23 protein-coding genes are annotated in these 22620 nt (G+C 72.2%); 11 read left to right on the top strand and 12 right to left on the bottom strand.

The genetic code is table 11. From position 1 onward, the window contains the following. The first annotated feature begins 39 nt into the window (after positions 1-39). Positions 40-720, top strand: a complete 681-nt coding sequence (locus ABD236_RS33385; protein ID WP_344080899.1) for a GDSL-type esterase/lipase family protein — start codon at positions 40-42, stop codon at positions 718-720. A 10-nt stretch (positions 721-730) separates the two neighbouring features. Here the strand turns inward: ABD236_RS33385 and ABD236_RS33380 are convergent, their stop codons facing one another. The 4 genes from ABD236_RS33380 to ABD236_RS33365 all read right to left on the bottom strand — a co-directional run bounded on the left by ABD236_RS33380 (position 731) and on the right by ABD236_RS33365 (position 4081). Further along, on the bottom strand, positions 731-1729 hold the full coding sequence (locus ABD236_RS33380) for an aldo/keto reductase (RefSeq protein WP_344080896.1): 999 nt from the start codon (positions 1727-1729) through the stop codon (positions 731-733). 59 nt (positions 1730-1788) lie between these two features. Then, a complete protein-coding gene (locus ABD236_RS33375; RefSeq protein WP_344080893.1) occupies positions 1789-2799 on the bottom strand; it encodes an aldo/keto reductase in 1011 nt (336 codons plus the stop codon). Positions 2800-2843: 44 nt separating this feature from the next. After that, complete coding sequence (locus ABD236_RS33370; protein WP_344080890.1) at positions 2844-3443, bottom strand: Uma2 family endonuclease; 600 nt, start codon at positions 3441-3443, stop codon at positions 2844-2846. Positions 3444-3547: 104 nt separating this feature from the next. After that, positions 3548-4081, bottom strand: coding sequence for a MarR family winged helix-turn-helix transcriptional regulator (locus tag ABD236_RS33365; RefSeq protein WP_344080887.1), 534 nt, complete (start codon positions 4079-4081; stop codon positions 3548-3550). A 3-nt stretch (positions 4082-4084) separates the two neighbouring features. Here ABD236_RS33365 and ABD236_RS33360 point away from each other — a divergent pair, with 3 nt between their 5' ends. Continuing rightward, positions 4085-4615, top strand: coding sequence for a carboxymuconolactone decarboxylase family protein (locus ABD236_RS33360; protein ID WP_344080884.1), 531 nt, complete (start codon positions 4085-4087; stop codon positions 4613-4615). Between the two features lie 17 nt (positions 4616-4632). Here ABD236_RS33360 and ABD236_RS33355 read toward each other — a convergent pair whose 3' ends face one another. After that, complete coding sequence (locus tag ABD236_RS33355) at positions 4633-4767, bottom strand: hypothetical protein (protein ID WP_344080881.1); 135 nt, start codon at positions 4765-4767, stop codon at positions 4633-4635. A 47-nt stretch (positions 4768-4814) separates the two neighbouring features. On the opposite strand from ABD236_RS33355, the gene ABD236_RS33350 reads away from it, so the two are divergent. Together ABD236_RS33350 and ABD236_RS33345 are read left to right on the top strand one after the other, a co-directional pair. Continuing rightward, positions 4815-5414 carry a hypothetical protein gene (locus tag ABD236_RS33350; RefSeq protein WP_344080878.1) on the top strand — a complete coding sequence of 200 codons (600 nt, stop codon included), beginning with the start codon at positions 4815-4817 and terminating at the stop codon, positions 5412-5414. A gap of 15 nt (positions 5415-5429) precedes the next feature. Then, positions 5430-6365, top strand: coding sequence for a hypothetical protein (locus tag ABD236_RS33345; RefSeq protein ID WP_344080875.1), 936 nt, complete (start codon positions 5430-5432; stop codon positions 6363-6365). Here ABD236_RS33345 and thpR read toward each other — a convergent pair. From thpR to ABD236_RS33330, 3 genes are read right to left on the bottom strand one after another with little or no spacing between them, the layout of a single operon-like run. Next, positions 6301-6864 carry an RNA 2',3'-cyclic phosphodiesterase gene (gene thpR, locus ABD236_RS33340; RefSeq protein WP_344080872.1) on the bottom strand — a complete coding sequence of 188 codons (564 nt, stop codon included), beginning with the start codon at positions 6862-6864 and terminating at the stop codon, positions 6301-6303. The two genes, ABD236_RS33345 and thpR, sit on opposite strands and share 65 nt — an antisense overlap. Before the next feature lie 31 nt (positions 6865-6895). Then, positions 6896-8254 carry an MFS transporter gene (locus ABD236_RS33335; RefSeq protein ID WP_344080869.1) on the bottom strand — a complete coding sequence of 453 codons (1359 nt, stop codon included), beginning with the start codon at positions 8252-8254 and terminating at the stop codon, positions 6896-6898. Between the two features lie 31 nt (positions 8255-8285). Continuing rightward, positions 8286-8729, bottom strand: coding sequence for a MarR family winged helix-turn-helix transcriptional regulator (locus ABD236_RS33330; RefSeq protein ID WP_344080866.1), 444 nt, complete (start codon positions 8727-8729; stop codon positions 8286-8288). A gap of 157 nt (positions 8730-8886) precedes the next feature. Here ABD236_RS33330 and ABD236_RS33325 point away from each other — a divergent pair, with 157 nt between their 5' ends. Then, positions 8887-9069, top strand: a complete 183-nt coding sequence (locus ABD236_RS33325) for a ribbon-helix-helix protein, CopG family (RefSeq protein ID WP_067164194.1) — start codon at positions 8887-8889, stop codon at positions 9067-9069. A 33-nt stretch (positions 9070-9102) separates the two neighbouring features. Here ABD236_RS33325 and ABD236_RS33320 read toward each other — a convergent pair whose 3' ends face one another. Next, on the bottom strand, positions 9103-10548 hold the full coding sequence (locus tag ABD236_RS33320) for an NCS2 family permease (protein ID WP_344080859.1): 1446 nt from the start codon (positions 10546-10548) through the stop codon (positions 9103-9105). Between the two features lie 246 nt (positions 10549-10794). Here ABD236_RS33320 and ABD236_RS33315 point away from each other — a divergent pair, with 246 nt between their 5' ends. Together ABD236_RS33315 and ABD236_RS33310 are read left to right on the top strand one after the other, a co-directional pair. Further along, positions 10795-11064 (top strand): DUF2530 domain-containing protein, encoded by a 270-nt coding sequence (locus ABD236_RS33315; protein WP_344080856.1) that lies wholly within the window; start codon positions 10795-10797, stop codon positions 11062-11064. Between the two features lie 110 nt (positions 11065-11174). Continuing rightward, complete coding sequence (locus ABD236_RS33310; RefSeq protein ID WP_344080853.1) at positions 11175-13592, top strand: HAD-IC family P-type ATPase; 2418 nt, start codon at positions 11175-11177, stop codon at positions 13590-13592. Between the two features lie 385 nt (positions 13593-13977). Here ABD236_RS33310 and ABD236_RS33305 read toward each other — a convergent pair whose 3' ends face one another. Both ABD236_RS33305 and ABD236_RS33300 read right to left on the bottom strand, forming a co-directional pair. Further along, a complete protein-coding gene (locus ABD236_RS33305) occupies positions 13978-17079 on the bottom strand; it encodes a sacsin N-terminal ATP-binding-like domain-containing protein (protein ID WP_425544005.1) in 3102 nt (1033 codons plus the stop codon). A gap of 524 nt (positions 17080-17603) precedes the next feature. After that, positions 17604-18512, bottom strand: coding sequence for a DUF3027 domain-containing protein (locus ABD236_RS33300; protein ID WP_344080850.1), 909 nt, complete (start codon positions 18510-18512; stop codon positions 17604-17606). A 291-nt stretch (positions 18513-18803) separates the two neighbouring features. Between ABD236_RS33300 and ABD236_RS33295 the strand changes: the two genes are divergently transcribed. From ABD236_RS33295 to ABD236_RS33280, 4 genes are read left to right on the top strand one after another with little or no spacing between them, the layout of a single operon-like run. Then, positions 18804-20150, top strand: coding sequence for an MFS transporter (locus ABD236_RS33295; RefSeq protein ID WP_344080847.1), 1347 nt, complete (start codon positions 18804-18806; stop codon positions 20148-20150). A 27-nt stretch (positions 20151-20177) separates the two neighbouring features. Beyond that, positions 20178-20672, top strand: coding sequence for a DUF2771 domain-containing protein (locus tag ABD236_RS33290; protein WP_344080844.1), 495 nt, complete (start codon positions 20178-20180; stop codon positions 20670-20672). A 1-nt stretch (position 20673) separates the two neighbouring features. Next, a complete protein-coding gene (locus ABD236_RS33285; RefSeq protein ID WP_344080841.1) occupies positions 20674-21327 on the top strand; it encodes a futalosine hydrolase in 654 nt (217 codons plus the stop codon). Further along, positions 21320-22177 (top strand): 1,4-dihydroxy-6-naphtoate synthase, encoded by an 858-nt coding sequence (locus ABD236_RS33280; RefSeq protein ID WP_344080838.1) that lies wholly within the window; start codon positions 21320-21322, stop codon positions 22175-22177. The genes ABD236_RS33285 and ABD236_RS33280 overlap by 8 nt, the downstream gene beginning before the upstream one ends. 7 nt (positions 22178-22184) lie before the next feature. On the opposite strand, the gene ABD236_RS33275 is transcribed toward ABD236_RS33280, so the two are convergent. After that, on the bottom strand, positions 22185-22568 hold the full coding sequence (locus ABD236_RS33275) for a cold-shock protein (RefSeq protein WP_067162767.1): 384 nt from the start codon (positions 22566-22568) through the stop codon (positions 22185-22187). Positions 22569-22620 lie beyond the last annotated feature (52 nt).

Here is a 22620-nt window from a genome sequence, read left to right as displayed (position 1 = left end):
CCCGTCGAAGCCGTCCAGGTGATCCGCCATCATGGCCCCATGCGTTTCATGTTCGTCGGCGACTCCATGACCATCGGACGCGCCGGCGACATCACCTGGCGCTACCGGATGTGGCAGCACCTGAGCACGTCCTTCGACGGCCCTTTCGAGATCGTCGGGCCGCGCACCGAGCTGTACGACACGGAGGCGGGCGCCCCGCTGTCGTACGCGTACGGGGCGGCGGACTTCCCGGCCGCGGCCCGCCGCCACCTCTCCGGCTGGGGCGAGGGCTGGCTGCACATGGCCCCGCTGATCCGCGAGGCGGCGGCCGAGGCGGGCGCCGACGTCCTGCTGGTCTCGCTCGGCCTGATAGACCTCGGCTTCTACACCGACAGCGACCAGACGGCCGCCAACGTCCGCGCCTTCGTGACGGCGGCGCGCACGGCCAACCCGGCGGTCCGGATGGTCCTGCTGCCGGTCATCCCCAACGTCCGGGCGGAGACGGACGCGCCCTTCGCCGCCGAGGTCGCCCGCTTCAACGAGCTCCTGGCCAAGGCGGTGGCGGACCTGGACCAGCCGTCCTCCCCGCTGCTCCTGGCCTCCCACCCGCCGACGTACGACATCCACCAGGACACATACGACGGCACCCACCCCTCCGCCTCGGGCGAGCACAAGCTGGCGGCGGCGTTCGCCGACGCGATGCACCAGGGGTGGGGGGTGGGCGGGGCCTACGCGGGCTGACGCCCGGGGCCTACCAGGCGAACGCCTCCGGCGACGGCCCCGGTCCCGGGAAGATCTCCTCCAGGGACGCCAGCAGCTCCTCGTCCAGCTTCAGCTCCACCGCGCGCAGGGCCGAGGCCAGCTGGTCCGCCGTGCGCGGGCCGACGATCGGGCCCGTCACGCCGGGCCGGGTGAGGAGCCATGCGAGCCCCACCTCGCCCGGCTCCAGGCCGTGCTCGGCGAGCAGGTCCTCGTACGCCTGGATCCGGGCCCGCACCACCGGGTCCTTCAGCGATTCGGCGGCCCGGCCGCCGGTCGACCGCGAGCCCCCGCCCTCGCGCTCCTTGCGCAGCGCCCCGCCGAGCAGGCCCCCGTACAGCGGGGACCAGGGGATGATCCCCACGCCGTACTCCTGGGCCGCCGGGATCACCTCCATCTCGGCGCGGCGCTCGGCGAGGTTGTAGAAGCACTGCTCGCTGACCAGCCCCAACCGCCCGGTCCGCGCGGCGACTTCATTGGCCTGGGCGATCTTGTAGCCGGGGAAGTTCGACGTGCCGACGTACAGGATCTTCCCCTCCCGTACGAGGACGTCCATGGCCTGCCAGATCTCCTCGAAAGGAGTGGCCCGGTCCACGTGGTGGAACTGGTAGACGTCGATGTAGTCCGTACCGAGCCGCTTCAGACTTCCCTCGACCGCCCGGCGGATGTTGAGCGCGGAGAGCTTGTCGTGGTTCGGCCAGACGGGGGCGCCGTCGACGGACATGTTCCCGTACGCCTTCGTGGCCAGGACCGTCTTGTCGCGGCGCCCGCCGCCCTGCGCGAACCAGTTGCCGATGATCTCCTCGGTGCGGCCCTTCCCGGCGCTCTGACCGTAGACATTGGCGGTGTCGAAGAAGTTGACGCCCGCGTCGTGGGCGGCGTCCATGAGCGCGTGGCTGTCGGCCTCGTCCGTCTGCGGGCCGAAGTTCATGGTGCCGAGGACGAGACGGCTGACCTTGAGACCTGTGCGTCCGAGCTGTGTGTACTCCATGAGGCACCAGCGAACGCCTTGAAGTGCGCTTCAAGCAAGCACCACGCGCCACCCGGCTCCTACCAGGCGAAGGCCTCCGGCGAGGGGCCCGGCCCGGGGAAGATCTCGTCGAGCCCGGCCAGCACCTCCTCGCTCAGCTCCAGCTCCACCGCTCGCAGAGCCGACGCGAGCTGCTCGGCGGTGCGCGGGCCGACGATCGGGCCGGTCACGCCCGGCCGGGTGAGCAGCCAGGCCAACGCCGTCTCGCCCGGCTCCAGTTCGTGCTTGGCGAGCAGGTCCTCGTACGCCTGCACCTGCGCCCGGACCGCCGGATCCGCGAGCCCGGCGGCGGACCTGCCGGCCTTGGTGCGCGCCCCGTCGCCCGCCCGCTCCTTGCGCAGGGCGCCGCCGAGCAAGCCCTGGTGGAGCGGGGACCAGGGGATGATCCCGACGCCGTACTCCTGGGCCGCCGGAATGACCTCCATCTCGGCGCGGCGCTCGGCGAGGTTGTAGAGGCACTGCTCGCTGACGAGCCCCAACCGGCCGGTGCGGGAGGCGACTTCATTGGCCTGGGCGATCTTGTAGCCGGGGAAGTTGGAGGTGCCGACGTACAGGACCTTGCCCTGCTGTACGAGGACGTCCATGGCCTGCCAGATCTCCTCGAAAGGAGTGGCCCGGTCGACGTGGTGGAACTGGTAGATGTCTATGTAGTCCGTGCCGAGCCGCTTGAGGCTGGCCTCCACCGAGCGCCGGATGTTGAGTGAGGAGAGCCGGTCGTGGTTGGGCCAGGAGGTGATGTTCCAGGGGGTGCCGTCCTGGGTCATGTTCCCGTAGCCCTTGGTCGCCAGGACCGTCTTGTCGCGGCGCCCACCGCCCTGCGCGAACCAGTTGCCGACGATCTCCTCGGTGAGGCCCTTGTGTTCGGCCTTGCCGTAGATGTTGGCGGTGTCGAAGAAGTTGATACCGGCGTCGTGGGCCGCGTCCATGAGCGCGTGGCTGTCGGCCTCATCCGTCTGCGGGCCGAAGTTCATGGTGCCGAGGACGAGACGGCTGACCTTGAGACCTGTGCGTCCGAGCTGCGTGTACTCCATGGGGGACCAGCGAACCTGTTGAAGTGCGCTCGAAGCAAGGGCGTTCAGCCTCGGGGGAACTCCTCGGTGGTGAGAGTGAGCCCCACGGGCGTCTGCGTGAGATCGATGGCGTCACCGAAGTCGAGCGAAAGAGTGCAGTGGTACTCATCGTCCTTCGGCAGAGTATGCAGGTGCCACTTGCCGGTGTACGGGTCGACGATCAGGTAGGCGGGCACGTCGGCAGCAGCGAACGCGGCCTTCTTGGGGCCATAGTCGTTCGAGGCCGTACGCCTGGAAATCACCTCGGCAACGAATTCGACGTCCGTGTAGCGCCAGCGCCCCGATTCGTTCAAGGTCGCGCCGTCCTTCATCGCCACGACATCGCAGGCGAAGCCGTTGAGGTGGCCGGGAAAGTCGATGCGGACGTCAGAGGCCAAACGCTTCCGTGGGTATTTGGTTCGCAACTGCTCGAGGAGGTCCAGGATGATCTCGAAGTGGACCTGCCGCTGCGGCGCCATGAAGATGTTCCCCCCGACGATCTCGGTCTTGTAACCCTCGGGGAAAGGCATCTTTTCGAGCCACTCGAACAACGTGTCCAAGGTGAGCTCTTCTTCGCTCTCGGCCATCTCGATCCTGTCGGTATCTACGACGTCTACGACGGTCATCGTGGCGCTCCTCCCCGGCCTCCGCTCCCCGGCGGCCAGCCACCCGGTACAACGATACGCACGGAGCCCAGGACACGGGCTGTCGAACCTGAGTGCGTACGCGGCTATGAGCCCGCGAACCAGCTCGACGCGTCGAGGCGGAACGCCTCCGGCGGGACGACCGTGCGCAGGGCCGCCTCCAGGTCGCGTACGGGACCGGCGCCCAGCGTACGGACCCAGTCGGCGCGCAGTTCATCGAACACGGCCGCCGACCGGGCGAGCGCGTCGAAACCGCGCGGGGTGATGCGGACGACCTTGCGGCGGGCGTCGGCGGGGTCGTCGGCGCGTTCGGCGTAGCCCAGGGCCTCCAGGCGGTCGACGGTCTTGCCGGCGGCCTGCTTGGAGACGCCGAGCCGCCGCCCGATCTCGCTCGCGGTGGCTCCGCCGGGCCCGACGGCCTGGAGCGCGAAGCCGTGGGCGGGCCGCAGGTCGGGGTGGCCCTGGCGGGCGAGCTCGGCATGGAGGCGGTCGATGAGGGAGCGGAAGCCGCCGAGGAGGAGCAGGGGCAGCTCGTAGCCGGGGGTGGGCGCCTCCTCGCTTTCTCCGTTGCGAGAACCGACAACCTGGTTTACCTTCTTGTCGTCAACCACGTTGTCCATCTTATGGGGAGCAGGAACGCCGTGGCATTCACCGAGCACACCCTGGAGTCCGCACCGGCCGAGTCGCGCCGCGCGATGGAGGGAACGATCAAGAACCTGGGGCACCTGTCCCCGGCCGTGGCCCGGCTGGCCACCTCACCGCACACGCTGGAGGGCTTCCTGAAGATGAGCGCCCTCTTCGAGCGCACGACGCTCGAACCGGTGGCCCGCGAGGTCGTGATCATGACGGTCGCCACCCGCAACGCGTGCGACCTGTGCGTGAACATGCACACGGCCAAGCTGCGCGGCCTCGGCGCGCCGGAGTCGCTGATAGCCGAGCTGCGGGAGGGCGAGCCACTGACGGACGAACGCCTCGAAGCCGTACGCAAGTTCACGCTGGCCGTGTACGCGACGGCGGGCGCGGTCCCCGACGACGCCCTGGACGCGTTCCTGTCCCACGGCCACACCCGCCAGAACGCCCTGGAGGTCGTCCTGGGCATCGGCACGTACACGGTGTCGACGTTCGCCAACCGCCTGACGGGCGCGTCGCACTGAGTGGGGGCTCGGGCCTCTCAGCCCCGCGCGGCCGCCACCGCCACCACGACGAACATCAGCACGAGCACACCGGCCATGATCCGGTTCCTGGTCTTCGGGTTCACGCGTATGAGCGTAACGAACGCCCTCGGGCCCCCGTTCGGCCGCCCCAAGGCGCGCCACCGTAAACAGGCGGTGACTCGCTGTTACCGTCCCGAAGGTGGATCACGTACGACGTCGGCGACACCGCCTCGTTCCGGTCCCCCTCCTCGTGGCGGGGCTGCTGCTTTCGGGCTGCTCCTCGGGCTCGGACGACCCCGGCCCGCCGGGCGACACCTCGCAGACCGACGCGCCCACCACGCCGCCGCCCCAGGAGCCGACCGGGCAGCCGAGCGAGGGCACGAGCGGTCAGCAGACCAACGGCGGGGAGGACGGCGGCGGCAGCGGCGGCTTCAAGACGGCGGGGCGGGTCTCGACCGACTTCGACGGGGTCTGGCCCAGCGTCAGGGTGACCTTCACCAACACCGCCGACGACCCGTACGACGGCACCGCGACCGTCTCCGATTGCAGCCCCACGGGCCGCTGGACGACCACGACGGGCCCACAGCCGGTCAAGCTCTCACACAATGAATCCGTGACGCTCGAATGGGTGTTCGAGAACACCTCCGACGAGCCACTCATCCCCGTCCACACCGCCTGCGTCACGCTGAACGGCGACCCCAAACCGCGGAGCAGCCCGTTCCCGGCCGAAACCGTGCCGCCGGACCCGGAGGAGGAGCCCTCGGAGCCCGGGCCCTCCGACTCCCTCGACGCCACCTGACCCAGGAGGGCGTACATGGAGGAGCAGCCCACCTCGGCCCGGCCCCCGTGGGGCAACTGGCTCAAGGCCGTCGCCGGATTCGTCGCGCCCACCACGCTGCTCACCGGCCTCCTCTTCTACTTCGGCTACGCGTACACCTCGTCCTTCTACGGGTACTTCGGCATCGACATCGCCACCCTCGGCCTGTCCACCCAGGAGCTGCTGCTGCGCAGCGCGGCGGCCCTGTTCATGCCCTTGGCCGTGGCGCTCACCGCCGCGCTCGTGGGAGCGCTCGGGCTGGGGTGGGTCTCCTCCGTCGGTGACGCGCGACCGGGCCTGGTGCGCCGCGTGGGACAGGCGGGGGTGGGGCTCGTCGTGTGCGGCGGTGCGCTCTTCGTCCTCGGGCTGCTCGGCGGTCTCCAGGTGTGGCCCGCCGGGCCGCTCGACACCCCGCTGCTCTGCGGCGGCGGCCTGCTGCTCGTGGTGTACGGGCGCACCCTGCACCTCAAGACCACCGGGCACCCCTTCCCCGGCGAGCTGAAGACCCTCGCCCTCGTGGTGGCGCTGATCGCCGTGAGCTGCTTCTGGGCCGTCAAGGCCTACGCCAACGCCCTTGGCAGGGACGACGGGCGGGAGCTGGCCCGGAATCTCTGGCACCGGCCGACGCTGGTCGTCGACACCGCCGAGCAGCTCTATTTCGGTGCCGCGCCGGTGCAGGAGACCTCGCTGCCGGCGGACGGCCCGGGACAGAAGTACAAGTACCGCTACCGAGGCGTGCGTCTGCTCGCCCAGTCCGGCAACCGCATGTTCCTCATCCCGGACGGCTGGACCCGTACCCGCGGGTTCGTGGTCATGGTGCCCGCCGACGGGACCGTCCGCGTCGCCTTCCGCCGAGAGCTGCGGCTCGTCACTCCCCCAACCCCCACCGCCCCACCACCTCGTACCGGGGCGCCTCCCCGGGCACCCCGCTGACCGGCAGCCGGCTGCGGACCAGGGCCAGCTCGTCCGTCTGCCACGCCGTGCCCTCGAAGCCCGCCAGGGCGTCCACGTAAGGGTGCAGGTCCGCCCCCGACCGGCTGCGGGCCAGGGTGAGGTGGGGGTGGTAGCGGCGGTGCTCCTCCATCGGGACGCCCGCGCGGCGGGCCGCCGCGTCCGACCGTTCGGCCAGCAGGCGGAGGGCGTCCGTCCCGCCCGCCACGCCCGCCCACAGCACCTTGTCGCCGAAGCGGCCGCCCCCGTGCAGGCGCAGTGCGAAGGGCGGGGTGCGGTGGGCGGCCCGGGCCAGGCGGTCGTGCAGGTCCGGGAGGACGGGCTCGGCCACCTCGCCCAGGAACGCCAGGGTGAGGTGCCAGTCGTCGCGGCCCGCCCAGCGCAGGCGGTCCGCGCCGGGCAGCGCGTGCAACTCGTCCACCGCCGCGCCGATTTCCGCCAGCCGGGGCGGCGGGGGCAGCACGGCCACGAAGAGTCTCATGGGACCAGTTTTGCCCCAGGGGAAGGACTCGTCACGCCGCCGTGGCCAGTTGCTCCCTGGGAACCCTCGGCACGAACTCCAGGTGGCGGCGGCCTCGCCGCAGGTCCACCTTGAGCCGCAGGTTCGCCGCCCGCGCCAGCATCAGGCCGACGCCGACCGCCGCGACCGCGCAGATCAGTCCGCCCAGGGCGAGGCTGACCCGTACGCCGTACTCGTCCGTGAGCCAGCCGAAGAGCGGGCCGCCCAGCGGGGTGCCGCCGGTGAAGACCATCATGAACAGGCTCATCACCCGGCCCCGCATCTCCGGGTCGGTGGCCATCTGGACCGAGGCGTTCGCGGTGACGTTGACCGTCAGGCCGAGCACGCCGACCGGGATCAGCAGCGTGGCGAACAGCGCCATGCCGGGGGCCGCCGCCGCCGCGAGCTCCAGGACCGCGAACAGGCCCGCCGCCCCCGCCAGCAGCCGCAGGCGCGTGGTGCCCCGGCGGGCCGCGAGCAGCGCGCCGACCAGGGAGCCGATCGCCATCAGGCTGTTGAACAGGCCGTACATCCCGGAGCCGCCGTGGAAGACGTCATGGGCGAAGGCGCTGAGCCAGATCGGGAAGTTGAAGCCGAAGGTGCCGACGAAGCCGACCAGGACGATCGGCCAGATCAGCTCCGGGCGCTTGGAGACGTAGTCCAGGCCCTCGCGGAGCTGGCCCTTGCCGCGCGGCGCGAGCCGGGTCGGCCGCAGTTCCGCCGTACGCATCAGGGCGAGGCCCGCCAGCGGCGCCAGGAAGGAGAGGCCGTTGGCGAGGAAGGCCCAGCCGGGGCCCACCGCCGCCATCACGGCGCCCGCGACCGCGGGGCCGACCAGCCGGGCCGACTGGAAGTTGGCCGAGTTCAGGCTGACCGCGTTGCGGACCTGGTCGGGGCCGACCATCTCCGAGACGAAGGACTGGCGGGTCGGGTTGTCGACGACCGTCACCAGACCGGTGAAGAACGCCGTCAGATAGACGTGCCAGACCTGGACGTGGCCGGAGAGCGTCATGGCCGCCAGGAACAGCCCGCCCAGGCCCATCGCGCTCTGGGTGACGAAGAGGATGCTCCGCTTGGCGAAGCGGTCGGCGATGACGCCGCCGTACAGCCCGAAGAGCAGCATCGGCAGGAACTGCATGGCGGTGGTGATGCCCACCGCCACCGAGGAGCCGGTGATCTGGAGGACCAGCCAGTCCTGGGTGATCCGCGCCATCCAGGTGCCGATGTTGGAGACGATGGCACCGGAGAAGAACAGCCGGTAGTTGCGGATCGCGAGGGAGGAGAACGTCCCCCGCCGGGTGCTGCCGGCGGCAGCGGTGTCGTGGGTGGATTTGTGTGCGGGGGCGGAGTCTGCTCCGGATCCCGTACTCAAAGGGGTTCGCCTCCTTTTATGCGCGGTCAGTTCACAGGTGTGCGAGCTTCTCCAGTACGGGTGCGGCGGCGCGCAGCTTCGCCCACTCGTCCTCGTCCAGGCCTTCCGCGAGGGAAGCCAGCCAGGCGTTGCGCTTGCGGCGGCTCTCTTCGAGCATCGCCTCGGCCTCTTCGGTCTGGCTGACCACCTTCTGGCGGCGGTCGTCGGGGTGCGGCTCCAGCCTGACCAGGCCCTTCGCCTCCAGCAGCGCGACGATGCGGGTCATCGACGGCGGCTGGACGTGCTCCTTGCGGGCCAGCTCGCCGGGGGTGGCCGAGCCGCAGCGGAAGAGGGTGCCGAGCACCGACATCTCGGTGGGGCTCAGCGACTCGTCGACGCGCTGGTGCTTCAGGCGCCGGCTCAGGCGCATGACCGCCGAGCGCAGGGAGTTCACGGCGGCGACGTCGGCGTCGTCGCCGTGGGGCAGGTCAGACATGTTCGTTAGAATAACTCATTACTCTGGCTAAATACCAGCCCACGTACCACCGGCGCACCGTAACGGCCGCCACACACCACCACACACATCACCCGAATGAGTGAGAGCTATCGGAAAAGTGACGCGCCGGGGCGGGGCCTGCGGCGACCCTCGTGCCATGGGGACCAGCGTGCTCAGCCTGCGGATAGACGGTGAGCTGCTCGAACGGCTCCGGCAGCATGCCGCCAAACGCGGAATGAGCGTCCAGGACTATGTGGTCCGGACGCTCATTCGCGATGACTTCGACGAGCGGTTCAACGCCGCGGTCGACGAGACGGAGAAGTTCTACGGGGCCGCCTAGGGCCTGCCCGAGCGCCGCCCCGTACAGGGGTGACTACGTGAGGTCCAGCGCCGGCATCAGGTAGTAGAAGGCGAACACCGCCGAGACGACGTACATCGCCACCGGCACCTCGCGGCCGCGGCCCGCCACCAGGCGGAGCAGCGTGAAGGTGAGGAAGCCCATGCCGATGCCGTTGGTGATGGAGTACGTGAACGGCATCATCACCATCGTCACGAACGCCGGGATCGCGATCGTCCAGTCGTCCCAGTCGATCTGCCGGATCGAGCCGGACAGGATCAGGAAGCCGACCGCCAGCAGCGCCGGGGTGGCGGCCTGGGACGGCACCATGGTGGCGAGCGGGGTCAGGAACAGCGCGACCGTGAAGAGCCCGCCGGTCACCACGTTGGCGAAGCCGGTACGGGCGCCCTCGCCGACGCCCGCCGTGGACTCCACGAAGCAGGTGGTGGCGGAGGAGGACGAGGCGCCGCCCGCCGCGACGGCGATGCCGTCCACGAAGAGCACCCGGTTGATGCCGGGCATGTTGCCCTCGGCGTCGGTCAGCTCGGCCTCGTCGCTGATGCCCATGATCGTGCCCATGGCGTCGAAGAAGCACGACAGCAGCACGGTGAAGACGAACAGGACGCCGGTCAGCACGCCGACCTTGTCGAAGCCGCCGAACAGGCTGACCTTGCCGACCAGGCCGAAGTCGGGGCTGGCGACCGGGTTGCCGGGCCAGGTCGGGGTGGTCAGGCCCCAGGACGGGACGGTCGCCACCGCGTTGATGATCATCGCGAGGCCGGTCATCGCCACGATGGAGATGAGGATCGCGCCGGGCACCTTGCGCACGAGCAGGGCCAGCGTCAGCAGCACGCCGAGGATGAAGACCAGCACCGGCCAGCCCAGCAGATGGCCGTTGCCGCCGAGCTGGAGCGGGACGGTGGTGTGGGCGGCGTCCGGGATCCGGGAGACGAAGCCCGAGTCGACCAGGCCGATCAGCATGATGAACAGGCCGATGCCGATCGCGATGCCCTTGCGCAGGCCCAGCGGCACCGCGTTCATCACCCGCTCGCGCAGCCCGGTGGCGACCAGGATCATCACCACGAAGCCCGCGAGGACGACCATGCCCATCGCGTCGGGCCAGCTCATCCGGGGCGCCAGCTGGAGGGCGACCACGGTGTTGACGCCGAGCCCGGCGGCCAGCGCGATCGGCACGTTGCCGATGACGCCCATCAGGAGCGTGGTGAACGCGGCGGTCAGCACGGTGGCGGTGACCAGCTGGCCGCCGTCGAGCTGGTGCCCGTACATGTCCTTCGCGCTGCCGAGGATGATCGGGTTCAGCACGATGATGTAGGCCATCGCGAAGAAGGTGGCGAAGCCGCCGCGGATCTCCCGGCCGAGGGTGGAGCCCCGCTCGGAGATCTTGAAGTAGCGGTCCACCACGTTGGCCGGCGGCTTCGGGGCGGGGGGAGTGTCGACCTTGGCGGTGGCCGAGGGGGACATGCGGAACCTCAGTCAGGAGACGGGGCGGGGAGCGGGGAGCTGCTGCGCTGCGGGGAGCCGCGCCATACGAAAAGCGGCTTTTCCCGAACTTTTTTGGACGTTTCAACGAACAAAACGAGTCAGCCGTAAGCCGTTTCAGTATGAATACATAAGGCGAAGATCGCTATCTCCGCGCGTAGACACAAGGGGCGCCTGGGGTCCGAGCGTGCCCATGGGCCGCCGGCCCCCTCCCCCTACACTGATCGCATGGCGAAGTGGACACCCAAGCACGAGGCACCGGAGCCCCTGGAAGGGCCCGTCGTCGCCACCATCACCGGCGGCACGGTCCTCTGGTTCGTCCTCTTCCTCGTCCAGCTGCCGTTCTACGGCTGGTTCGACGACCACGGCCATCTGTGGTGGGTGTGGACGTGCCTGGCCGGCGGCGGCCTCGGCCTGATCGGCATCTGGTACGTACGCGGGCGCGACGCGGCCCTCAAGCGGCACGCGGCGGCGCGGGAGGCGGCCGCCAGCCGGTAGGAGCCGTTCCGTCCCGGCATACCGCCGCAGGACCATTCGTCTCCTCCCAAGGTCTGATGTTCGGCCTTCCCGGCAGGTGAAGCGGGAATTCCCCCCGTACCGTCGAAATCATGACGCAGCGCGCCAATATCGACGCCGGGGCGGAACTCGACCCCGTCCACCCCGTGCCGCCCTCCGAGGCGTCCGGCCGGGCGAGCGGTCTGAGCGCCGCCGAGGTCGCCGAACGGGTGGCCCGGGGCGAGGTCAACGACGTACCGGTACGCAGCAGCCGCTCCACCGCGGAGATCGTCCGCGCCAACGTCTTCACCCGCTTCAACGCGATCATCGGCGTGCTGTGGCTGATCATGCTCTTCGTGGCGCCGCTCCAGGACAGCCTCTTCGGCTTCGTGATCATCGCCAACACCGGTATCGGCATCATCCAGGAGCTGCGTGCCAAGAAGACCCTGGACAGCCTCGCGGTCATCGGCGAGGCCAAGCCGACCGTCCGGCGCGACGGGGTGGCCGCCGAGATCTCCACCTCCGAGATCGTCCTCGGCGACCTGGTGGAGCTCGGGCCGGGCGACAAGGTCGTGGTCGACGGCGAGGTGGTGGAGAGCGACGGCCTGGAGGTCGACGAGTCACTGCTGACCGGCGAGGCCGACCCCGTACTGAAGAAGCCCGGCGACAAGATGATGTCGGGCTCGTTCGTGGTCGCCGGCGGCGGCGCCTTCACCGCGACGAAGGTCGGGCGCGAGGCGTACGCGGCGCAGCTCGCGGAGGAGGCCAGCCGGTTCACGCTGGTCCACTCCGAGCTGCGCTCCGGCATCTCGATGATCCTCAAGTACGTGACCTGGCTGATGGTCCCGACCTCGATCGGGCTGGTCATCAGCCAACTGGTGGTCAAGGACGACAACTTCAAGGAGTCGGTCGCGTACACGGTGGGCGGAATCGTCCCCATGATCCCCGAGGGCCTGGTGCTCCTGACCTCGGTCGCCTTCGCGATCGGGGTGATCCGGCTCGGCCGCAAGCAGTGCCTGGTGCAGGAGCTCCCGGCGATCGAGGGCCTGGCGCGCGTGGACGTCGTCTGCCTCGACAAGACGGGCACGCTCACCGAGGGCGGGATGGACGTCACGGAGCTGCGGCCGCTGGGGGGCGCGGACGAGGCGTACATACGCAAGGTGCTCGGCGCGCTCGGCGAGTCCGACCCGCGGCCGAACGCGTCCCTCCAGGCGATCATCGACGCGTATCCGGACAGCGAGGAGTGGCGGTGCCGGGAGTCGCTGCCGTTCTCCTCGGCGCGCAAGTACAGCGGGGCGGCGTTCAGCGAGGGCGACGGGGAGAACTCGACGTGGCTGCTGGGCGCGCCGGACGTGCTGCTGCCGTCCGGGGACCCCTCGCTGGCGGAGATCGACGGCCTCAACGAACAGGGTCTGCGGGTCCTGCTGCTCGCCCGGGCCCGGCGCGAGCTGGACGACCCGCAGGTGGCGTCGGACGCGCGGGCCACGGCGCTGGTGGTGCTGGAGCAGCGGCTGCGCCCCGACGCGGGTGACACCCTGCGCTACTTCGAGGAGCAGGACGTCCACGCGAAGGTCATCTCCGGTGACAACGCCGTGTCGGTGGGCGCGGTGGCGGGGAAGCTGGGGCTGCCGGGCGCCTCCCGGACGGTGGACGCGCGGAAACTGCCCGGCGACCAGGCGGAGATGGCGTCGGTCCTGGACGACAACGCGGTGTTCGGCCGGGTCACGCCGCAGCAGAAGCGGGACATGGTGGCGGCGCTCCAGTCGCGGGGCCACACGGTGGCGATGACGGGGGACGGCGTCAACGACGTCCTGGCGCTGAAGGACGCGGACATCGGCGTCTCGATGGGTTCGGGCTCGGAGGCGACGCGGGCGGTGGCCCAGATCGTCCTCCTCAACAACAGCTTCGCGACGCTGCCGTCGGTGGTGGCGGAGGGGCGCCGGGTGATCGGCAACATCACCCGGGTGGCGACGCTGTTCCTGGTCAAGACGGTGTACTCGGTGCTGCTCGCGCTGCTGGTGGTGTGCACGCAGGTGGAGTACCTGTTCCTGCCGCGCCACCTGACGCTGCTCTCCACGCTGACGATCGGCGTCCCGGCCTTCTTCCTGGCGCTGGCGCCCAACACCGAGCGGGCGAAGCCGCATTTCGTACGGCGGGTGATGCGGTACGCGATTCCCGGCGGGGCGATCGCGGCGGTGACGACGTTCGCGACGTACTTGCTGGCGCGGCACTACTACGAGGGGCCCGGGGCGCGGGAGGCGGAGACCAGCGCGGCGACGCTGACGCTGTTCCTGGTCTCGATGTGGGTCCTGGCGATCATCGCCCGCCCGTACACGTGGTGGCGGATCGCCCTGGTCCTGTCCATGGGCGCGGCGTTCCTCCTGGTCCTGGCGGTCCCCTGGCTCCAGAAGTTCTTCGCGCTGAAACTGGCGGGGACGACGTTGCCGTGGGCGGCGGTGGGGGTCGCTGTGGTGGGGGCGGGGCTGCTGGAACTGGCCTGGAGGTGGGTGGGCCGCCGCTGGCCGACGTAGCGGTTGCCCGGCCTTTGTCTGCGGCTGAGTGGGTGGCTGCTCGCGCAGTTCCCCGCGCCCCTCTTTGGCCCGGCCTTCGTCTGCGGCTGAGTGGCGGGTTGCCCGCGCAGTTCCCCGCGCCCCTAACCCCGCTCTCGTCTGCGGGTCGTGGTCGCTTCTCGCGCCGTTCCCCGCGCCCCTGAAGGCTCGGGGCTGAGCTGAGTACTCCGGCTGGCCCCGCGCCCCTAAAAGTCTGTGGCTGAGCTGGGTTTCCGGCTGCGGGTGTACTACCTAAGGGGCGCGGGGAACTGCGCGAGCAACCGGCCACCGGCCCGCAGACGAACGCGCAGCGGGGGGCGGCTCGCCCCCGGAGGGTTTAGGGGAGGGGTGGGGTGGGGGGCAATCCCTAGTCGAACCAGCGGGCTCGGGACAGTTCGGGCGTGCGCGACGGGTCCTCGAGGAGCGCCGCCACCTCGAACCGCCGAGGCCACTGCCCCGCCGCCCACGCGAGCCCCGCCGCCACCCCCTCCAGCGTCGCCGCGTGCACCACCCCGTCGGCCGCCCGCCAGTCCAGCTCCACCCCGCCCGCCAGCAACTCCTCGTGCTCCACGTACGAGGACGGCGCCGAGGGGCCGAGCAGGACGCGGACCGCCGACGGGACCGCGCGCTCGGTCCCGGCCGTCGTGACCTCCGCCGAGGCGACCTCGGCAAGGCCCCGCACCTGGAGCAGCTCCGCGAGCTCGGGCGCCCGCGCCGGAGCGACCGGCAGCAGCGGCACCCCGGACGCCAGCGGCAGCAGATCCGGCGCGTCCGCGACCACCGCCTCCGCCGCGTCCACCACCCGTACCTCCCCGTCCACCACGGCCCGCAGCTCGTCGGGGAGCGTCACCTGCTCGGGGTCGAGGTCGGCCAAGGCCGTGTACAGGGCGTGCAGTTGGGCGTCCGAGACGGGCCGGGACGGGTCCGCGAGGCGGGCGAGCAGCTCGGCCGCGCCGCCGGGCTCGTCGAGCAGCGCCGCCACCGACGTACGTACGCCCAGGGCCCGCAGCACCTGCGCGTCGTCGAACCCGGTCGCGTCGGCCGACTCGTACAGACCGGAGAGCAGCGGGTCGGACCCGGCCGCGCGCAGGCCCGCCGGGCGGCGCCCGCCCAGGACGGGGTGGCCGCGCAGCCACCACGCCGTGTACGGGCGGACCGTCTCCGTCGTGCCGTCCGGCAGCAGGATCCGTACGGGCTGGGTCAGCGCGTCCCGCAGCGGCGGCCGGGCCAGCAGGGCGAGGGCCTGCGGCCAGGCGTCGTCGTCGACGAGGTCGAGGTCGCGCACGGCCACGATCTCGGTCGCCACCGGGGGTACGGGCGTGTGCGGCAGCCGGTCGAGGACGTCCTCGCACCACACGTCGACCGCGTCGAGCAGCCCGGCGTCGTCGGGCTCGGCGAAGTCGCCCTCGCGGGGCTCCAGTTCGTCCGGGTCGAGGACCACGTCGGTAGCGCGGACCAGCGCGAACGTGGCCATCACCCCGCACGCGGCGAGCGGCTGCTCGCCCCAGCGCTCGGCCAGTTCGCCGTCCACCTCGGCGAGCTCGCCGGGGCGGATGACGGCGGCGAAGGGGCTGCCGGGCAGCACGAGTTCACCGGCGGGGGCGAGTTCGCCGTCCTCGTCGGGCAGGGCGAGCGCGCCGAGCCACGGCTCGTCGCCGGGCTCCAGGGCCGCGTCGCGCACCAAGGCCAGTACGGTCTCGGCGAGTTCGTCGGCGTCGAGCGCGTCCTCGTCCCAGATCTCGCCGCTGTCGAGGGAGGCGGCGACGGCGGCCCGTACCTGGGGGGTCGTCAGGACGGCCCGGGGTGTGGCCGGGAGGGCGCCGAGCTTCTCCAGGAGAGGGTGCGCGGCGTCCGCGTGCGCGACCTTCAGGCCCAGGCGGGCGAGGTCGGCGGGGGTGTCGGGCAGCGGCAGCAGGATCTGGCGGGGGCCGATGGCCGTACGCCCGTCGCTCAGCGGAACCGGGAGCCCGGAGAGCCGGTCGGGGTCCACCCCGGCGAGGGTCTCGTACAGCCGGTACCACCAGCCGGGCGCGCGCTCGGCGCCGCCGATGCGCTCGATGGCGTCCCCGAGCGGAAGGCGGCCGACGCCGAGCGTACGCAGCTCGGCCCGGCGCTCGAGGCCGGCCGGCAGCAGCGTGGGCAGCACCTCGGCCAGCACCTTCACGGTGTCGGCGCCCGCCCCCTCGACCACCTCGGCCTCGAACGGGCGCAGCGCGGGCAGCTCTTCGGAGGGCACGGCCGGGGGGAGGAAGGCGACCCGGGGCAGCCGCTCCAGGATCGCCGCGCGCAGCGCCCCGTCCAGCTCGCCGCGCCCGAGCGGGCCGGGGACGAGGTCGACGGTGCCGGTGGAGACGGGCTCCCAGTCGCCGAGCAGCCGCGCGTACGCCTCGGCGGCGCGCTCCACCAGGAAGTCGGTGAGCGGGCCCGGGGCCGGGTGGCGCCGGGCGGTGTCCAGCGGCAGCGACGCGATGAGCAGGGCGGGCAGGCCGAGGGGCTCGTCGGTGGGGGTGGGGGCGTGCACGACGGAGGCGGTACGGGGCCGCTGGGGGGCGCCGTCCAGGTCCACGGGGACGGCCCAGGTGACCGACCAGTGGGGCCGCAGCCGTTCCTCGACGGGCCGGTCGGCGAGGAGTCCGGCGTCGAGCGCGCCCCCGTCGCTGACGACCCGCCAGCGGTTGACCCCGTCGCGGGTGTCGTCGACGTGGACGTATCCGTCGTGCTCGGAGCGGCGCAGTACGCGCGAGCCGTCCGGGGTCTCGATCACGACCTCGACGAGGCCGGGCAGGGTGAGCAGCAGGGCGTCGTCGACGGCGGCCAGCAGCCTGCGGACGAGGTCCTCGGCGGGCTCGTCGCGCAGCGGCAGCACGACGACGGTGTCGTATCCGTCGGGCGCGCGGCCCTCGGCGGGCAGCGGGAGCCGCAGCAGGGGTACGTGGCCGTCGCGGCGGCGCAGTTCGTCGCCGAGGCCGGGGCTGAAGCGGGCGGCCTCGGCGGCGAGGTCGCGGGCCTCGGCCAGCGACCAGCGGACGCCGCCGGTGCGGCCGACGACGGCGGGCTCGTCGCTGACGGCGAGGACGGCGGCGAACCCGACGCCGAACCGGCCCACGGCGGTGCCGGCGTCGCGGCGCTTGGCGGAGGCGCGGAGGGTGGAGAGCGACTCGACGCCGGTGGCGTCCAGGGGGGCGCCGGTGTTGGCGGCGGCGAGGACGGGCTGCTCGCCGGGGGCGCCGGGGTGCAGGGTGAGCCTGAGCCGTCCGGGTACGCCTGCCCGGGCGGCGGCGTCGGCGGCGTTCTGGGCGAGTTCGACGACGAGGCGGTCGCGGTAGCCGCCGAGGGCGAGGTCCTCTTCGGCGTTGGCGTCCTCCCGGAAGCGGGTGGGGGCGGTGGCCCAGGCGTCCACCACGCCGCGCCGTAGCCGCGCGGTTCCGAAGGGGTCGGACCCTTCGACCGCCGTCGCCTTCACGATCACGCGTGCACTCCGCTTCTTGCGTCCACGGCACCATGCCCTGATCCCGAAGGTACCGCGTCCCCACACCCCCCGTGGCTCCGCCCCGGGCCCCCGTGGCCCGGCCCCGGGCCCGCTGGACGCGCAGGCGCCCCTGCTTGGGCCCGGGCTTTGTCTGCGGGTGAGTGGGTGGTTGCTCGCGCAGTTCCCCGCGCCCCTGTTCGGCCCGGTCCTTGTCTGCGGCTGAGTGGGCGGTTGCTCGCGCCGTTCCCCGCGCCCCTAAGCCCTCTTTCGTCTGCGGGTCGTGGCCGCTTCTCGCGCAGTTCCCCGCGCCCCTAAAGGCTCGGGGGCTGAGCTGAGTACTCCGGCTGGCCCCGCGCCCCTGAAGGGCGGTGGCTGAGCTGGGGTCTTCGGCCGGCCCGCCCTCCTAGGCCTGTGGCTGAGCTGCGTTCCTGGGCGGCCCCGACCCCCTAGGGGCGCGGGGAACTGCGCGACCAGCCCGCCACGGGCCGCGGACTAACGCGCAGCGGGGTGCAGGGACGGGGGGGCTACGAGTGGCCCAGGTCTTCCGCCGCGTCGTCCAGGGCCGCCTCCACCGACCCCCCGTCCCCGGCCGGCCGCAAGGCCAACGCGTCCGCCCCCAGCGTGTCCAGCACCGGCGCCGACGGCCGCGGCGGCTTCGGCATGACCGCGGCCTCCGAGTGGCCGCCGCAGCCGTAGGAGAGGGACACGACGTGCCCGTCCGCCGGGCCGAACTCGTTCGCGCAGACGCCGAAGGCCTGCCGCAGGGACCCGGCCAGCGGGACCAGGAAGGCGCACGACACGCAGGACGCGGGCGCGGCTTGGGCCATCGGGGTCTTCGCGCCGAACGACTCGTCCCAGCGGTCCGCCGCCGCGTGCAGCCCGTACCGCGACAGGACCCGCGCCCGGCGCATGCCGAGCTCCTCGGCCACCGCCGCGATCGAGCCGCGCGAGGTGCCGGGCCGGGACACCAGCTCGGCGTCCTCCGCCTCGACCCGCTCGGCCATCTCCTCGGAGACGGCGGAGTTCGGCGGCGGGGCGTCCTCCCCGCTGTAGCCGGGCTCCAGGCGCAGGTCGTCCGCCTCGGTGGGCAGCAGGTCGCCGGGCCCCATGTCACCCGGACGCAGCCGCTCGCTCCACGGCACCCATTCGGGCGCCTGGAGCGCGTCGGGTCCGGGCAGCAGGACCGTCTCGTCGAGGGTGACCAGCTTCGCGCGGGAGGCCCGCGCGACCGTCACCGCCCAGCGCCAGCCCCGGTACCCCGGCTCCTTGCACTCGAAGAGGTGTGTGACGACCCGGTCACCCTCGGCCACCACCGAGACGTGCTCTCCGACCACGCCGGGCGCGGCGGCCTCCTCGGCCGCCTCCCTGGCGAGGTCGACCGCTTCGGCGCACAGGCGGTCGGGGGTACGGCTTCGCGTCGTCGCAGCACTCACAGGTCTCGCTTCTCTCCTACGCCGTCTCACGGGTGCGCCGGGGACCGCGTACGTACGAGTCGCGGACGGAGCGGACCAGGGGGCCGCGTCGACGTCCGCGCCCGGGCCGTGAGCTGATCAGGGGCGCGCCTTTCGCCATCCATTCTGCGGGATCGCGGAGAGGCGCGCGGCCATGAGCAGCCGCGGGCGGCGCGCCTGTCACGCTACCCCCTTCGCGGCCCGTGGCCCACCTGCCGGTCCGAATCCCCGTCGGTACGTCATGGTCAGACGGGGTTGGGGCACTATGACTGCGTGGCTACCGTGAGGTCCACCGACGAGACCGGTCCCCTCCGCAGGGCGGGGCGGACGGTCGGACGAGCGCTGCACCTGCCCATCACGGGCACCGTCCGTTCCATCCGAAAGGCGACCCACGCGCACGGCGCCGGTGAGTCGGGCCTGGGCAAACTCATCGAACTGCACGCGGTGAACGGCGCGGGCGACGTGATGATCACCGTGGCCCTGGCGTCCACCGTCTTCTTCTCCGTCCCGACCGACCAGGCGCGCGGCCGGGTCGCGCTGTACCTGGCGATCACGATGGCCCCGTTCACCCTGCTGGCCCCGGTGATCGGCCCGCTGCTGGACCGGATGCCGCACGGCCGGCGCGCCGCGATGGCGGGCGCCATGCTGGCGCGGGCGCTGCTGGCGCTCACCATGTCGGGCGCGGTCGCCACCGGCGGCCTGGAGCTGTATCCGGCGGCGCTGGGCGTCCTGGTGGCGTCGAAGGCGTACGGAGTGGTGCGCAGCGCGGTCGTGCCCCGGCTGCTGCCACCACGGTTCTCGCTGGTCAAAGCGAATTCCCGGGTCACACTCGCGGGGCTGCTGGCGACGGCCGCGGCGGCCCCGGTCGGCGCGGGGCTCCAGCACGTCGGGCCCGAATGGCCGCTGTACGGGGCGTTCTGCCTCTTCGTGACGGGCACGTTCCTGGCGTTCACGCTCGACCACAAGGTGGACTCCGCCAAGGGTGAGAGCAAGGCCGGCCTGGTCGACCACGGCGGCCGCAAACCGGGGCTGAGCTCGGTCGGCGCGTCCGTGCGCAACGGGCTGATCGCCAACGCCGCCCTGCGCTCCCTCTCCGGCTTCCTGATCTTCTTCCTGGCGTTCCTGCTGCGCGAGCACCCGCTCGCCGGGCAGAGCGCCGCCGTGTCGCTGGGCGTGGTCGGCGTCTCGGCGGGCGTCGGCAACGCGCTGGGCACGGCGGCGGGCTCGCTGCTGCGCTCGCGCGGCCCGGAGGTCATCATCGTGACGGCGCTGCTGGCCGCGCTGGGCGCGGCGGTGTGCGCGGCGGCGTTCTTCAGCGGGCTGCTGATGGCGGTGCTGGGCGCCACCGCCGGGTTCACCCAGGCGCTGGCGAAGCTGTCGCTGGACGCGATGCTCCAGCGTGACGTGCCCGAGGAGGTGCGCACCTCCGCGTTCGCGCGCTCCGAGACGGCGCTCCAGATGGCGTGGGTGCTCGGCGGTGCCATAGGGATCGTGCTGCCGCTCAACGGCGTCCTGGGGATGGCGGTCGCGGCGGGCCTGCTGGCGGCCGGTGCGGTCACGTCCGTACGGGGGCTGCTGAGCTCCGCGCGGCGCGGCACGCCACACCCGCGCGTGGCGTGATCTCGGGGGACCGATAGCCTTCGGCTCATGACCGCCTCGTTCACCTCCGGTAAGGCCCGCCGGGCCGGCATCGCCCTGGGCGCTGTCTCCGTCGGCCTCCTCGTCCTCTCCGCCTGCGACAAGCCGACGCCCCTCGCGACCGTGACGGTCGGGACGACTTCGGTGAACGCCGAGGCCGCCTGCCGCGGCGACGGCAAGCCCCTGACGGACGAAAAGCTCACCACCTGCCTGAGCAATGTGAAGACGTCCAAGACGATCAAGTACTCGCCGGGCTCCACCCTGCGGCTGGGCGTGGACCCGGATGTCGTCGAGCACGGCGACAAATGGGTCGCGGTCCTGGACGGCAACCCGATCACCGAGCCGTCCAACAAGACCTACCGCTCGTTCCCGAACGCGGACGTCTTCGCGACGGGCGGGCAGGGCGCCGCGCCCAAGACCAAGAAGATCAACATCATTCAGGTCAACGACGCCAACAAGCCCAAGTCGGTGTGGAGCTTCACGCTCAAGCGCGACGACAGCTGACATGCGTGTCCTGGTCGTGACCGCGGTCCCCGCCGAGCGGGACGCGGTCACCCGGGCGTTCCCGTCCGGCCCCGGCGCCGGTGCTCTCGATGTGCTCGTCGGCGGGGTCGGCCCCGCCGCGGCCGCGGCCGCCACCGCCGCCGCGCTCGCCCGTACCCCGTACGGCCTGGTCGTCTCGGCCGGGATCGGGGGCGGCTTCCTGCCCTTCGCACCCGTGGGCTCCCCCGTCGTCGCCTCGCGGATCGTCGCCGCCGACCTCGGTGCCGACACGCCCGAGGGTTATCTGGATGTGGAGGCGCTCGGGTTCGGGCGCTCGGCCCATCTGCCGCCCGAGCGGCTCGCCCGGGCGGCCGCCGAGGCCACCGGGGCCGCGTACGGACCGGTGCTGACCGTCTCCACCGTCACCGGCACCGCCGCCCGCGCCGCCGAGCTCGCCGCCCGCCACCCCGGGGCCGCCGCCGAGGCGATGGAGGGGTTCGGGGTCGCGGAGGCCGCCGCCCAGCAGGGCGTGCCCGCCCTGGAGGTCCGGGCGGTCTCCAACGCCGTGGGCCCGCGTGACCGTTCCGCCTGGCGGATCGGGGACGCGCTCGGCGCCCTCACCGACGCTTTCGGGAAGCTCCCGCCCGTACTGGAGAGTTGGAACGGTCATGACTGAGCCGCTGAACATCGCGTACTCGCCCTGCCCCAACGACACGTTCGTCTTCGACGCCTGGGCGCACGGCCGGGTCCCCGGAGCGCCGGACATCGACGTCACCTTCGCGGACATCGACATCACCAACGGCATCGCCGAACGCGGCCCCGCCGACAACGGCTTCGACGTGCTGAAGGTGTCCTACGCCGTACTGCCGTGGGTCCTCGACGAGTACGCGCTGCTGCCCTGCGGCGGGGCGCTGGGGCGCGGCTGCGGCCCGCTGGTGCTCACCCGCGAACCCGGCGTGGACCTGACCGGGAAGACGGTCGCCGTCCCGAGCGAGCGCTCGACCGCGTATCTGCTCTTCCGCCTCTGGGCCGCCGACGTGGTGCCCGGCGGGGTCGGCGAGATCGTGGTGATGCCGTTCCACGAGATCATGCCGGCGGTGCGGGACGGCAGGGTGGACGCCGGACTCGTCATCCACGAGGCCCGCTTCACCTACCAGGAGTACGGGCTGCACTCGCTCGCCGACATGGGCGAGCACTGGGAGTCCACCACCGGCCTGCCCATCCCGCTGGGCGCGATCATCGCCCGCCGGTCGCTGGGCGAGGCGCGGCTGCGCGAGCTGGCCGAGGTCATCCGCACGTCCGTCCGCATGGCCTGGGACGACCCGGAGGCCTCCCGGCCGTACGTACGCGAGCACGCCCAGGAGATGGACCCGGCGGTCGCCGACCAGCACATCGGGCTGTACGTCAACGAGTTCACGCACGACCTGGGCGAGGACGGCTACGCGGCGGTGCGCGGGCTGCTGACGCGGGCCGCGGCCGAGGGTCTGGTGCCTCCGCTCGGCCGCGACGCGCTCAGCATGGTGTGACGGGCTCCTACACGTCGAGCTGGTCCGCCACCGCCCGCAGCAGTCCGGCGATCTTCTTGCCCGCCGCCTTGTCGGGGTAGCGGCCGCGCTCCAGCATCGGCGTGATGTTCTCGAGCAGCGTCGTCAGGTCCTGGACGATGGAGGCCAGTTCGTCGGGCTTGCGGCGCTGGGCCGCGGCGACCGAGGGGGCCGGGTCGAGGACGGTCACCGAGAGGGCCTGGTCGCCGCGCTGGCCCGCGACCACACCGAACTCGACGCGCTGGCCGGGCTTGAGCGTCTCCACCCCGGAGGGGAGCACGGACGAGTGCACGAAGACGTCGCCGCCGTCGTCGCGGGAGAGAAAGCCGAAGCCCTTCTCGCTGTTGAACCATTTGACCTTGCCGGTAGGCACGTCTGTCCTCGTCCTCGTACTCGTCGTCGGGGTGCGCGGGTCGCCGCGGAAA

Origin of the sequence: Streptomyces crystallinus (assembly GCF_039521265.1) — a bacterium.
Classification (GTDB): Bacteria; Actinomycetota; Actinomycetes; order Streptomycetales; family Streptomycetaceae; genus Streptomyces; species Streptomyces crystallinus.
Note: the sequence above shows the minus strand (reverse complement) of the source record. Positions and strands in the feature narration are given on the sequence as shown.